12 protein-coding genes are annotated in these 13,407 nt (G+C 61.2%); 8 read left to right on the top strand and 4 right to left on the bottom strand.

Going from position 1 to position 13,407, the window contains the following annotated elements; all coding sequences use genetic code 11:
* Positions 1 to 73: 73 nt before the first annotated feature.
* Positions 74 to 868: a ZIP family metal transporter gene (locus tag PMI16_RS07060; protein WP_007877904.1), complete on the top strand. Its 795-nt coding sequence runs from the start codon at positions 74 to 76 to the stop codon at positions 866 to 868.
* Positions 869 to 943: 75 nt separating this feature from the next.
* On the opposite strand, the gene PMI16_RS07055 is transcribed toward PMI16_RS07060, so the two are convergent.
* The 3 genes from PMI16_RS07055 to PMI16_RS07045 form a co-directional block, all read right to left on the bottom strand.
* Positions 944 to 1,804, bottom strand: a complete 861-nt coding sequence (locus tag PMI16_RS07055) for a sulfurtransferase (protein WP_007877903.1) — start codon at positions 1,802 to 1,804, stop codon at positions 944 to 946.
* A gap of 8 nt (positions 1,805 to 1,812) precedes the next feature.
* Complete coding sequence (locus PMI16_RS07050; protein ID WP_007877900.1) at positions 1,813 to 2,727, bottom strand: DMT family transporter; 915 nt, start codon at positions 2,725 to 2,727, stop codon at positions 1,813 to 1,815.
* 192 nt (positions 2,728 to 2,919) lie between these two features.
* Complete coding sequence (locus PMI16_RS07045; protein WP_007877892.1) at positions 2,920 to 4,038, bottom strand: aromatic ring-hydroxylating oxygenase subunit alpha; 1,119 nt, start codon at positions 4,036 to 4,038, stop codon at positions 2,920 to 2,922.
* Positions 4,039 to 4,261: 223 nt separating this feature from the next.
* Between PMI16_RS07045 and PMI16_RS07040 the strand changes: the two genes are divergently transcribed.
* The 3 genes from PMI16_RS07040 to dxs all read left to right on the top strand — a co-directional run bounded on the left by PMI16_RS07040 (position 4,262) and on the right by dxs (position 7,427).
* Entirely contained in the window at positions 4,262 to 4,519 is a 258-nt protein-coding gene (locus PMI16_RS07040; protein WP_007877890.1) for an exodeoxyribonuclease VII small subunit, read from the top strand.
* Complete coding sequence (locus PMI16_RS07035; RefSeq protein WP_007877888.1) at positions 4,516 to 5,439, top strand: polyprenyl synthetase family protein; 924 nt, start codon at positions 4,516 to 4,518, stop codon at positions 5,437 to 5,439. The genes PMI16_RS07040 and PMI16_RS07035 overlap by 4 nt, the downstream gene beginning before the upstream one ends.
* Before the next feature lie 125 nt (positions 5,440 to 5,564).
* Positions 5,565 to 7,427: a 1-deoxy-D-xylulose-5-phosphate synthase gene (dxs, locus tag PMI16_RS07030; protein WP_007877886.1), complete on the top strand. Its 1,863-nt coding sequence runs from the start codon at positions 5,565 to 5,567 to the stop codon at positions 7,425 to 7,427.
* 56 nt (positions 7,428 to 7,483) lie between these two features.
* Here dxs and PMI16_RS07025 read toward each other — a convergent pair whose 3' ends face one another.
* Positions 7,484 to 8,047 (bottom strand): cob(I)yrinic acid a,c-diamide adenosyltransferase, encoded by a 564-nt coding sequence (locus tag PMI16_RS07025; RefSeq protein ID WP_007877884.1) that lies wholly within the window; start codon positions 8,045 to 8,047, stop codon positions 7,484 to 7,486.
* Between the two features lie 206 nt (positions 8,048 to 8,253).
* Between PMI16_RS07025 and PMI16_RS07020 the strand changes: the two genes are divergently transcribed.
* From PMI16_RS07020 to glcE, 4 genes are all read left to right on the top strand, one after another.
* A complete protein-coding gene (locus PMI16_RS07020) occupies positions 8,254 to 9,663 on the top strand; it encodes an FAD-binding oxidoreductase (protein ID WP_007877883.1) in 1,410 nt (469 codons plus the stop codon).
* Positions 9,664 to 9,762: 99 nt separating this feature from the next.
* Positions 9,763 to 10,653: a LysR substrate-binding domain-containing protein gene (locus tag PMI16_RS07015; protein WP_007877882.1), complete on the top strand. Its 891-nt coding sequence runs from the start codon at positions 9,763 to 9,765 to the stop codon at positions 10,651 to 10,653.
* Between the two features lie 356 nt (positions 10,654 to 11,009).
* Positions 11,010 to 12,497 (top strand): FAD-linked oxidase C-terminal domain-containing protein, encoded by a 1,488-nt coding sequence (locus tag PMI16_RS07010; RefSeq protein WP_007877881.1) that lies wholly within the window; start codon positions 11,010 to 11,012, stop codon positions 12,495 to 12,497.
* A 2-nt stretch (positions 12,498 to 12,499) separates the two neighbouring features.
* Positions 12,500 to 13,407, top strand: a 908-nt coding sequence (gene glcE, locus PMI16_RS07005) for a glycolate oxidase subunit GlcE (protein WP_007877879.1), incomplete at its 3' end; no start/stop codon positions are given.

Here is a 13,407-nt window from a genome sequence, read left to right as displayed (position 1 = left end):
CGATTTGCCGAAAAAAATCAGCTATGGTCTAATCTGCCACTTCTTGTCGCGCAGACCGCGCTATCTCTGATGATTGGGTCCCAAAATTAATTCCACTCTGGTTTCCATCCTGCTTGCCACGGCGATCGCCGGGGTGGTCAGCATCACGGCTGCGGCGATTTTCTCGTTCGCTTTGTTGTCGAAGATGGTCGAGCGCCTAGTCAGCCTGTCGGTCGGCATCATGCTGTCGACGTCGTTGCTGCACGCCTTGCCGGAAGCCTTTGAATCCTCGGCCGAGCCGCACAAGTTGTTCGCCGTATTGCTGGGCGGCCTGCTGGCGTTTTTCCTGCTGGAAAAACTGTCCATCCTGCGCCATTCCCATCACCACGAAGAAGACGGTCACGGCCACCATCACGGTCATGACAAACGTGAAGCAGGCAAGGCCGGCTGGATGATTCTGGTCGGCGACGGCCTGCACAATTTCACCGACGGCATCCTGATCGCCGCGGCCTTTCTGGCGGACCCGCATCTTGGGTTGGTGACCGGCCTGGCCATCATCGCGCACGAAATTCCGCAGGAAATCGGCGACTTCATCGTGCTGCTCAATGCTGGTTTCTCGCGCACCCGCGCCTATGTTTACAACCTGATTTGCAGTCTCATGGCGGTGCTGGGCGGCGTCTTGGGATACATCACGCTGGAGCGCGGGATGGAATGGATTCCCTACGTGCTGGTGTTTGCCTCATCCGGTTTCATTTACATTGCCGTCAGCGACCTGATGCCGCAAATGCAACGCCGGGCGACGCTGCGCGAAACCATTCCGCAAGTGATCCTGATCGCGCTTGGCGTTGCCATCGTGCTGGTGCTGACCAGCCACGCGCACGCGCATTGAGATCGCCAGGCGTTAGTTGCCGGTGTGTCCTTCTTTCTCCGGCCGGCGACGCCTTCCCTGATCGCTGATTTTCTATCAGGGCTGCGGACCGGTGGCGACCGGACGAGTGGAGTCGGAACTCCATTCGCTCCACGAACCGGGATACAGTTTCGCGCCCGGCAAGCCGGCGACTTCCAGCGCCAGCAAGTTGTGGCAGGCGGTCACGCCCGAGCCGCATTGCATGATCGCGGTTTGCGGGTTATCGATCAGTGCATTCCATTCGGCGCGCAGCGTTGCCGGCGATTTGAAGCTGCCGTCGGCGGCGAGATTGTCCTTGAAGAAACGATTCTTCGCACCGGGGATATGGCCGCCGACGGCATCCAGCGTTTCGTTCTCGCCGCGATAGCGATCTGCCGCGCGCGCATCCACCACGGTCATGGCTTTGCTGTCGAGATTGTCGAGCACGCCCTCGGCATCGATGGTGGTGACCAGCGACGGCTGTTCCTGCAAGTCGCCGCGCGTGGCCGCAGGCATCTCGGTCGTCACGGCGCCGCCTTGTGCCTGCCAGGCTTGCAGGCCGCCGTCCAGCACCGCCACCTGTACATGGCCGACCCAGCGCAGCAGCCACCACAGGCGCGCCGCGAACATGCCGCCGTGGGCATCGTAAGCAACCACTTGCGTGTTGGCGTTGACGCCGATGACGCGCATGGCGTCGATGAAATCCTGGCGCTCCGGCAGCGGATGGCGGCCCTTGAATTTGCCGTCGCTGCCGGTCTTGGCGCCGGACAGTATCTGGTCCAGATGCGCAAAGCGCGCGTTGGGAATGTGGCCGGCGCGATAGGCGTCGAGGCCGGCGGCGGGATTGGCCAGGTCGTGACGACAGTCGACGATCAGCAGGTTGGCGTCGCCTGCGTGGGCGGCGAGTTCGGCGGCGGAAATGAGGGTAGCGTAGGTCATGGTTTTTCCTATACTTCGGAGGCGATCGGATCGATCGCCGGCAGATTCTTGGAGGTTTGCTGCGAGCGTTGATTGTAGAACGTGGAGACGACGCCGCTGATCAGAATGATCGCGATGCCGGCAAAACCCAGCCAGCCCGGTGCGTCTTTCCAGATCAGCATACCCCACATGCTGGCGAACACAATGCCGGTGTATTGGAGGTTGGCCGTCACCAGCGTGTTGCCGAGCCGGTAAGCGCGCGTCATGGCGATCTGGGCGATGGTCGCGGTCAGGCCGATGGTGAGGATCAGCGCCACGCCCTTGATGCTGTGCGCATGCCAGAACGGCACGCTGCCGGTGGCGATGCAGCCTGCGATGCCCGCCAGCAGGCCGGTGAAAGAGAAGTAGAACACGACGCGATATTCCGGCTCGCCAAGGAGGCCGAGCTTGCGCACCTGCAGATATACCAGCGCCGACAGCACGCCGGAAAACAAGGCGATCACGCCGCCGAGCAGTTCGTCCGGATTGATCGACGGACGCAGCAGCAAGGCGACGCCCACGAAGCTCAGCAGCACCGTGCCGGCCAGGCCCCATTCAAAACGCTTTTTTCCCTGCCACCAGGCCATGCCGAACAGCATCGCGGCAATCCAGATCGATGACATGTAGTTCAGCGTCGTGGCGGTCGCCACCGGCAGCAGGCTGAACGAGTAAAACCATAGCCACAGCGAGATCACGCCGACGCCGCCGCGGATGATGTGGTCGCGCGGGTAGGGCGTTTTCAGCGTGCCGCCCTTGATGCAGATCAGGCCGTAGATGAAGCAGACCCCGACGATGCCGCGGCAGAGCACGATTTCAGCGGTGGAGTAGTGATCGGCGGCCAGCTTGACGCAGACGCCCATGATGGAAAACAGGAAGGAGGCAACAAGCATCCAGAGGGATTGCATGACGGTACTCTATTCAAAAACGATGACAAAAAAACAGGCAGCGCGAGCTGGTGCCGGCGCTGCCTTCGGATATTGCGTTAATCGGAGGCGATGCAGAATTCGTCTGAAGCTACGGATGCTGCGAATATCGTGAGGCTACATCGTTTGCATCGCATCTTCGCTGCTTTCTGCATGCTCTCCTCCTTGGGGAAATCAGTTTTCTTGCACCGCTATCTGCGACCGGTACCATTCATGGAAATGCTGCATGCCGTCTTCCATTGGCGACTGGTACGGGCCGACTTCGCTGGTGCCGCGATCCATCAGTATACGCCGACCGGCATCCATGCGCAGGGCGATCTCGTCGTCCTCGACGCAGGTCTCCATATACGCTGCGCGTTCGGCTTCGACCATCTCGCGTTCGAACAGGGCGATTTCTTCCGGATAGTAGAACTCGACGACGTTGGTGGTTTTTTGCGGGCCGCTCGGCCACAGCGTCGATACCACCAGCACATGCGGATACCACTCGACCATGATGTTCGGATACAGCGTCAGCCAGATCGCGCCGTACTTCGGCGCCTGGCCGTTGCCGAAGCGCAGCACCTGCTCCTGCCACTTCTTGTAGGTCGGCGAACCGGATTTGGCCAGGCCGTGATTGACGCCCACGGTCTGCACGCTGTAGTTCTTGCCGAATTCCCATTTCAGGTCGTCGCAGCTGACGAAGCTGCCCAGACCGGGATGGAAGGGTTCGACGTGATAATCCTCCAGATAGACCTCAATGAACGTCTTCCAGTTGTAATCGCATTCGTGGACTTCGACATGGTCGAAAAGATAACCCGAGAAATCGAGGTCCTTGCTCACGCCCAATTGATTTAATTGGGCCGCGACGTCGACACCGTCCTTGCCGTTGTTCTCGAACAGCAGGCCGTTCCAGTTTTGCAAAGGTGTGTTGGACAGATTCAGGCACGGCGTTTCGCCGAAATGCGGCGCGCCGATCAGGTCGCCCTTGAGGTCGTAGGTCCAACGGTGCAGCGGGCAGACGATATTGCGCGCGTTGCCGCGCCCGTCCAACATTTTGGCTTGACGGTGGCGACAGACGTTGGAAAGCAGATCGATGCCTTGCGCGTTGCGCACCAGCATGCGACCTTCGTTTTCCCATGGCAGCGTTGCATAGTCGCCGACATTGGGCACCATCAATTCATGGCCGGCGTAGCGCGGGCCCTTCTGAAACAATTGGTGAATTTCGCGCTTGAAAAGCGCCGCGTCAAAATAGACGCCTACCGGCAATTGCGCATTTGAGCGCGCCAGTTTGGCAAAAGTAGCAAGATCGGACATCTCCGCCCCCAAATTAATTTGCACCAACCTAAGAGAGAAAGAATCCGCAAAAACCTGGGTTCAAATGATATGAAGAGGAAATTTTGGACAGAACCGTGGATAGTACCATAAAACCGGGATATCAGGAGCGTTCGACCGTGTAAATCACCATCAAGTTCGCGTTCGAACGCCTATCTGTGGCGGTTTGCACTAAAATAACGGGCTATATTCGAAATCAGCCACTATGCCAAAAAATCCTGTCAAAGCCAGCTCTCCCGCCTCGTTTGAAGAAGCCATGGAAGAGCTGGAACAACTGGTCGTCCAGATGGAAGCGGGCGAACTGCCGCTGGAAGCATCCGTCGCGGCATACAAGCGGGGTGCCGAACTGGTCAAGTTCTGCGCCGCCCAGCTGGACAAGGTCGACAGCCAGGTCAAAGTACTCGAGGGCGACATGCTCAAGCCGCTGGCCGCCGGGTCTTCCGACGATGAGGACCGCGAATGAACGCCAGAATCGGTGCCTCCTCGTCCTTGTCCTCGTCCTTTCTGGACTGGATGCAGCATGTCCAGTCGGGCATGGAAACCACGCTCGACACCTGGCTGCCGCCGGAAACTCACATGCCGGCCCGCCTGCACCAGGCCATGCGCTACACCGCGCTGGACGGCGGCAAGCGCGTGCGGCCGCTGCTGGTCTACGCCGCCGGCGAATTGTTCGATGCTCCCGAGCAACTGCTCGCGCGTTCCGCCGCGGCGGTGGAAATGATCCACGTTTATTCGCTGGTGCATGATGACATGCCTTGCATGGACGACGACGCCTTGCGCCGCGGCAAACCCACCGTCCACGTCAAGTACGACGAAGCGACCGCCTTGCTGGTCGGCGACGCCTTGCAGGCGCAAGCATTCTCGGTATTGTCCGACATCGTTGACGAAGCGCAGGCCGCACGTCAGTTGAAGATGGTCAACTTGCTGGCGCAAGCCGCAGGCTCGGCGGGCATGTGCGGCGGCCAGGCGATCGATCTTGCCAGCGTCGGCATGACCTTGTCGCTGGCGGAACTGGAACGGATGCACAGGCTCAAAACAGGAGCGCTGTTGCGCGCATCGATCTTGCTCGGCGCCTACAGCGGCAAGTTGCTGTCGACGGCGGAAGCGGCGGCATTGGAAGTCTATGCCGGCGCCATCGGCCTGGCGTTTCAGGTGGTGGACGATATTCTCGACGCGACGGCGGATTCCGCCACGCTCGGCAAGACCGCCGGCAAGGATGCCGCCGACAACAAGCCGACCTATGTGTCCATCCTGGGGTTGAGCGAATCGCAGGCGCTGGCGGAAAAACTGCGCGAAGATGCGCACCAGGCGTTGGCGCAATTCGGCGACAAGGCGCGCCGCCTGCATGAGCTTGCCGATCTGATCGTGCAACGCAAGGCATAAGAAAATAGCGAAGAGAACGAAGAATACGAAATGAAGTGTACGAAGAATGCGATGGCGGCAACAAGACGACATGATCGGTCAGCCACGCCATCTTCGCAGTAGCAAATTAACGGTGATCAACCAGCATGCTTAATACGATAAACAGCCCAGCCGATCTGCGGCAACTCCCGCGCACCCAGTTGAAGCCATTGGCCGACGAGCTGCGCGCCTTCGTGCTCGATTCGGTGTCGAAGACCGGCGGACATCTCTCGTCCAATCTCGGCACGGTGGAATTGACGATTGCCCTGCATTACGTCTTCAACACGCCGGAAGACCGCATCGTCTGGGACGTCGGCCACCAGACCTATCCGCACAAGATCCTCACCGGCCGTCGCGACCAGATGTCGACGCTGCGCCAGTTCGATGGCATTTCCGGTTTCCCGCGCCGTGCCGAGAGCGAGTACGACACCTTCGGCACCGCGCATTCCTCGACCTCGATTTCCGCCGCGCTGGGCATGGCTCTGGCCGCCAAGACCAAGGGTGAAGACCGTCACGCCATCGCCGTCATCGGCGACGGTGCGATGACCGCCGGCATGGCCTTCGAAGCGATGAACAACGCCGGCATCTGCGAAGACGTCAATCTGCTGGTGATCCTCAACGACAACGACATGTCGATTTCGCCGCCGGTCGGCGCGCTCAATCGTTATCTCGCGCGCCTGATGTCGGGGCAGTTCTATGCCAAGGCCAAGAACGTCGGCAAGTCCATGTTGCCGGCGCCGATGCTGGAGCTGGCCAAGCGTCTGGAGGAGCACGCCAAGGGCATGATCGTCCCGGCCACCATGTTCGAAGAATTCGGCTTCAACTACATCGGCCCGATCGACGGCCACGACCTCGACTCGCTGATCCCGACGCTGCAAAACCTGAAGAACCTCAAGGGCCCGCAGTTCCTGCACGTGGTCACCAAGAAAGGCCAGGGCTACAAGCTGGCCGAAGCCGATCCGGTGCTGTACCACGGTCCCGGCAAATTCAATCCTGCCGAAGGCATCAAGCCGGCGGCGGCGAGCAAACTGACCTACACGCAAGTCTTCGGCGAATGGCTGTGCGACATGGCCGCGCAAGACAAGACCCTGGTCGGCATCACGCCGGCCATGCGCGAGGGCTCGGGCATGGTCAAGTTCGAACAGAAATTCCCCGATCGCTACTACGACGTCGGCATCGCCGAACAGCATGCAGTCACCTTCGCCGCCGGCATGGCCTGCGAGGGTTTGAAACCGGTCGTGGCGATTTATTCGACCTTCCTGCAACGCGCCTACGATCAACTGATCCATGACGTCGCGCTGCAAAACCTGGACGTGACGTTTGCGTTGGACCGTGCCGGCCTGGTCGGCGCCGACGGCGCCACGCACGCGGGCAATTACGATCTGGCCTTCCTGCGTTGCATCCCCAACATGGTCGTCATGGCCGCGTCCGATGAAAACGAATGCCGCCAGATGCTGTCGACTGCCTTCGCATACAAAGGCCCTGCATCGGTGCGCTATCCGCGCGGTGCCGGCACCGGCGCCGCAGTCGAGAAAACATTGACCGCCATCCCGCTGGGCAAGGGCGAAGTGCGCCGCGAAGGCAAGGGCATCGCGATCCTGGCGTTCGGCACCATGGTGGCGCCGGCGCTGGCCACTGGCGACAAGCTCAACGCCACCGTCGCCAACATGCGCTTCATCAAGCCGCTCGACGTCGCGCTGATCAGGCAACTGGCCGCCAGCCACGATGCCCTGGTGACGGTCGAGGAAGGCTGCATCATGGGCGGCGCCGGCGCTGCCGTGGCCGAAGCGCTGGCTGAAGCCGGCATCGTCAAACCGATCCTGCACCTGGGTTTGCCGGACCGCTTCATCGATCACGGCGACGCCGGGCAATTGCTGGCCAGCTGCGGCCTGGACGGCGACGGCATTGCCGCATCGATCGTGCAACGCTTCGGCAAGGATCAGCCGCGTCTGGTGGTCAACAACGCTTGAGTTAGCTGAATGACGACGTAAAAAAGCGGCCTTGGCCGCTTTTTTATTTATATGGTTTATTTCTTTTCGTCTTCAGTGCGGCCCTTCCGCCACAACACGTCGCTGCCACCCGCATAGCGGTTGAGCACACGCGACAGCACGAAGCAAAGATCGGACAGCCGGTTCAGATATTGCCGCGGCTGCGGATGCACGGCTTCGGATTGCGCCAGCGTCACCACGACGCGCTCGGCGCGGCGGCAGACGGTGCGGCACACATGCATCTGCGCCGCCGCGCGCGAACCGCCGGGCAGGATGAATTCTTTCAGCGGCGGCAAGCCGGCGTTGTACTTCTCCAGCAACGCATCCAGCCGCGCGACCTGTGTTTCCGCAATCAGGCTGTAGCCCGGGATGCAAAGCTCGCCGCCGAGGTCGAACAAGTCATGCTGGATCGCCAGCAATTCCTCGCGCAAGCTCGTCGGCAAGTCTTCGCACAACAGCAGACCGATATGCGAATTGAGTTCGTCCACCTCGCCCAATGCGTGAATGCGCGGATGATCTTTCGCCGTGCGGCTGCCGTCGCCGAGTCCGGTGCTGCCGTCGTCGCCGGTGCGCGTCGTGATCTTGGAAAGTCGATTGCCCATGCTTTTCTCTGCAAGAAAAAGTCTCAAGGATAGGCTAAAAATTTGCGTTTAAGGCTCAAGTTGTCAGACAAATATAAAATATGTTTGCGGCAAGAGAGTAAAATCCCACAGAGGTTTTGACGACGAGCGAGCTGGAGTTTCAGTACATTTCCGGCATAACGACATATTCCCTTGCGTCACTATTCCAACAGACAGAGAGACAAGCAATGAACCATATCGTTGATGCGCAGAAATTGCGCAAGCCCGTTCCCGAGGCGCTGCTGACGTCCTTGCAGGCCCTGTTCGGCAATCGCTTTTCCACCACCCAGGCCATGCGCGAGCATCACGGCCGCGATGAATCCTCCTACGATCCGATGCTGCCCGACGCCGTCGTGTTTGCGCATACCACCGAGGAAGTCGCCACCTTCATCAAGCTGTGCAGCAGCTACGAAGTCCCCGTGATCCCCTACGGCACCGGCACTTCGCTCGAAGGCCACGTGCTGGCGCTGCAAGGCGGCATCACGATCGATCTGTCGCAGATGAACCAGGTGCTGGCCGTCAACGGCGAAGACCTGACCTCCACCGTGCAGGCCGGCGTCACGCGCAAGCAGTTGAATCAGGAGATCAAGGACAGCGGCCTGTTCTTCCCGATCGATCCGGGCGCAGACGCCTCCATCGGCGGCATGGCCTCGACCCGCGCTTCCGGCACCAACGCCGTGCGCTACGGCACCATGCGCGAAAATACGCTGGCGCTGACGGTGGTCACCGCCGACGGCAACATCATCAAGACCGGCACGCGTGCCAAGAAATCTTCCGCGGGTTACGACCTGACCCGCGTCTATGTCGGCAGCGAAGGCACGCTGGGCATCATCACCGAAATCACCGTGCGCCTCTATCCGCAGCCGGAGGCCGTCTCCGCCGCCATCTGTTCTTTCCCCAGCGTGGCCGACGCCGTCAACACCGTGATCCAGGCGATCCAGGTCGGCGTGCCGCTGGCGCGTGTCGAGCTGCTCGACGAAAACGGCGTCAAGGCCATCAACGCCCACGACAAGATGACGCTGCCCGAAAACCCATTGCTGCTGTTTGAATTCCACGGCAGCGAACATGGCGTCAAGGAGCAGGCCGAAGTCGTGCAGGAACTCGCCAACGACAACAATGCGCTCGGCTTTGAATGGGCCACGCGTCCGGAGGATCGCTCGCGTCTATGGGCGGCGCGTCACAACGCTTACTTCGCCATCCTGCAATTGCGTCACGGCGCGCGCGCGATTTCCACCGATTGCTGCGTGCCGATTTCGCGCCTGGCCGAATGCGTGCTGGAAACCAAGGCCGACTGCGAAGCCAACGGACTGGTCCACGCCATCATCGGCCACGTCGGCGACGGCAATTTCCATGTGCAGATGATGGTCGATCCCAACGATCCGGCCGATGTCGCCCGCGCCGAAGGCGTCAACGAACGCATGGTCGCGCGCGCCATCGCCATGGACGGCACTTGCACCGGCGAACACGGCGTCGGTTTGCACAAGATGGACTTCCTCGTGCAGGAGCACGGCGAGGGCGCCATCGACGTCATGCGCGCGATCAAACATGCGCTCGATCCGAAGAACATCATGAACCCCGGCAAGATCGTGCGCTGGTAAGCGGCAACGTATCGTCGTTTAAACATCATCAGGCAGTACCCGGGATGGGCCATCAAACAGGATGGCCGTCCCGCACAACAACAGCAGGTAAAACAAGACATGGCAACACGCCTCCCTCCCGTCCATGCCCTCTCGGCATTTGAAGCTGCGGCGCGTCACAACTCCTTCGCCGTCGCGGCCGAAGAACTCTGCATCACGCCCTCGGCGCTGTCGCACCGGATTCGCCTGCTGGAAGACTTCGTCGGCGAGCGCTTGTTTTATCGCGACGGCCGCTCCATCGGCCTGTCGGAATTCGGTCGCCGCTATCTCGACGTGGTGCGTTCCGCGCTGCGCACGCTGACCGATTTCCCGATGCCGCATCGCAATGCCACGGTGCAGCCCAAGGTCAAGATCATGCTGCCGCCGACCTTTGCCCGCCACCTGCTGGTGCCGCGCATCGCCGAGTTCACGCAGCGCTATCCCGACATCACCGTAGAGATGTACCTGTCGGTGCCGCTGTACGACCTGAGCCTGTCGGAAAGCGATGTCGAAATCCGCTTCGGCGCCGGCAACTATCCCAACCTCGTTACCGAAAAACTGTTCGAAGAGCCGGCCTTCGCCGTCGCCAGCCCGGCCTATCTGAAGACCATCGCGCCGCTGAAGACGCCGCAAGACCTGCAACACGCCAACCTGCTGCGTTCCGCACTGGAGCCGTGGCAACCATGGTTCGAAGCCGCCGGCCTCAAGGACTGGCCGGAGCCGTCCACCGGCCTGCGCGTCGATGACCTCGGCCTGTTGCTGGAATCGGTTCGCCACGGCTACGGCGTCGGCCTGACGCGCCAGCACTTCGCCGAAGAACTGCTGGCCCGCGGCGAAATCGTCGAACTGTTCGACGTCCGCCTGCGCACGCCGCCGCATGCCTATTACGTGGTGTACGAGAAGCAGATTCGCGAGCGGCCTGAGGTGGATGCTTTCATCGACTGGCTGCAGAACGCGTTCAAGAATATCTAAGCGTTAATTATTTCCCCAGGCTCATACAAACACCACCGTCGTCCTGACGAAAGTCAGGACCCAGCGGCGTTAAGAACGTATCGATCATCTTGGCCGTCGTAAGACACTGGGTCCCAGCGTGCGCGGACGACGCATCAGATATGTTCAGCGTCCCTGAAAGTTATTCATAGCCCGGCGTGAATTCTTTTCAGTGCGCCCAGACCACGCTTTTCGCTATCCGGAGCCGAAATTCGCTACACTTCAGGCATTGCGAAGACAATAGCGAGACAAGCATTTCAAAGCCTGCACGATAAGCCGGCAAAAAATCAACTACCCGTCATCGCCGCGTCCCAGCCCAAAGCCAAACGAGGTCACGCATGAACGCCCCAGTTGCCCCCTTATTTTCTCCCGCGCGCCAGCGCGAGGTGGTTGCCGCGCTGAAAGCGGTGGTGCCGCCGCATTGCGTGTTGTTCGACGAAGAAGACACCCGTCCTTACGAATGCGACGGTCTTGCCGCCTATCGGCAGTTGCCGATGGTCGTCGTCTTGCCCGAGAACGAAGCGCAGGTCGTCGCCATCCTCAAGACCTGCCATGACCTGAAAGTCCAGATCGTCCCGCGCGGCGCCGGTACCGGTTTGTCGGGCGGCGCGATGCCGATCGCCGACGGCGTGGTGGTGTCGACCGCCAAGTTCAACAAGATCGTCAGCATGGACAAGTATTCGCGCACCGCCGTGGTCCAGCCCGGCGTGCGCAACCTGGCAATCTCGGAGGCAGCTGCGCCTTACGGTTTGTACTATGCACCCGATCCGTCGTCGCAGATCGCCTGCACCATCGGCGGCAACGTTGCCGAAAACTCCGGCGGCGTGCATTGCCTCAAATACGGCCTGACCGTGCACAACGTCTTGCGCGTGCGCATGGTCACCATCGAAGGCGACGTCGTCGAGCTCGGCAACGCCGGCCTCGATGCCCCCGGTCTTGATCTGCTGGCGGTGTTCATCGGCTCCGAAGGCATGCTCGGCATCGTCACCGAAGTCACCGTCAAGCTGGTGCCCAAGCCGCAACAGGCGCGCGTGATCATGGCCTCGTTCGACGACGTGGTAAAGGGAGGCAACGCCGTCGCCAACGTGATCGCCGCGGGCATCATCCCGGCCGGGCTGGAGATGATGGACAAGACCAGCTCGCGCATGGTGGAGCCCTTCGTCAAGGCCGGCTACGACATTGACGCCGAAGCGATCCTGCTGTGCGAATCGGACGGCACCATCGAAGAAGTCGAGGAAGAAATCGGTCGCATGAGCGAAGTGCTCAACGCCAGCGGCGCCACCGCCATCGCCGTCTCGCAATCCGAAGCCGAGCGCCTGCGCTTCTGGTCGGGTCGCAAGAACGCCTTCCCGGCGGCGGGCCGCATCTCGCCGGATTACTACTGCATGGACGGCACCATTCCGCGCAAGAAGCTGGCGGAAGTCTTGCTCGGCATCGCGAAGATGGAAGGCAAATACGGCCTGCGCTGCGCTAACGTGTTTCATGCCGGCGACGGCAATCTGCATCCGCTGATTCTGTTCGACGCCAACCTGGCGGATGAATTTCACCGCGCCGAATTGTTCGGCGCCGAGATCCTGGAGCTGTGCGTCGCAGTCGGCGGCACTATCACCGGCGAGCATGGCGTGGGCATCGAAAAGATCAACTCCATGTGCGTGCAGTTTTCGCCGGACGAGCGCGAAGCCTTCTTCAAGGTCAAGCGCGCCTTCGACCCGGCTTTCCTGCTCAATCCCGACAAGGCCATCCCGTCGCTGCATCGCTGTGCCGAGTACGGCAAGATGCACGTGCAGCGCGGCCAGATCAAATTTCCCGATTTGCCGAGATTCTGAAGATGACCGAACCATTGCACGTATTCAAAGAACGCATCGTCGCGGCCACGGCAAGCGCAACGCCGCTGCAGATCCGCGGCGGCGGCACCAAGGACTGGTACGGCCAGGAGCTGCGCGGCGAGGTGCTCGATACACGACCCTACAGCGGCATCGTCGACTACGAGCCGACCGAGCTGGTGATCACCGCGCGTTGCGGCACGCCGCTGTCGGAGATCGATACCGCGCTGGCCGCCAACAACCAGGTGCTGGCGTTTGAACCGCCGCGCTTCGGCGGCGCATCAACCGTCGGCGGCATGGTCGCGGCAGGTTTGTCCGGACCGGGCCGCCAGTTCAGCGGATCGGTGCGCGACTTCGTGCTTGGCGCCGATCTGATGGATGCGCAGGGGCAAATCTTGCACTTCGGCGGACAGGTGATGAAGAACGTCGCCGGTTATGACGTCTCGCGCCTGCTGACCGGTTCGCTCGGCACGCTGGGCCTGATCCTGCAAGTCTCGCTGAAAGTCTTGCCGCAGCCGTTCGCGAGCAGCACGCGCGTGTTCGAAGTCGACGAGGCCAATGCGATTCGCCTGCTCAACGAGTGGGGCGGCCAGCCATTGCCGGTATCGGCCAGCGCCTGGGTCAACGGCGTGCTGACGATACGCTTGTCGGGTGCACAGGCGGCTGTCGACGCGGCGCAGAAAAAACTGGGCGGCACGGCGCTGACCAACGGCGATGATTTTTGGCGCGATGTGCGCGAGCAAAGCCATGGCTTTTTCGCCGACACGGCGGCGCCGTTGTGGCGACTCTCCTTGCCATCGGTGGCGCAACCGCTGCCGTTGGCCGGCACGCAACTGATCGAATGGGGCGGTGCGCAGCGCTGGTATCGCGGCGATGCAAGCGCCGAATCGATTCGCGCTGCGCTATACGCCGG

It is taken from the genome of Herbaspirillum sp. CF444 (assembly GCF_000282135.1).
Lineage (GTDB): Bacteria > Pseudomonadota > Gammaproteobacteria > Burkholderiales > Burkholderiaceae_D > Herbaspirillum.
This window is presented reverse-complemented; position numbering and strand designations above follow the sequence as displayed.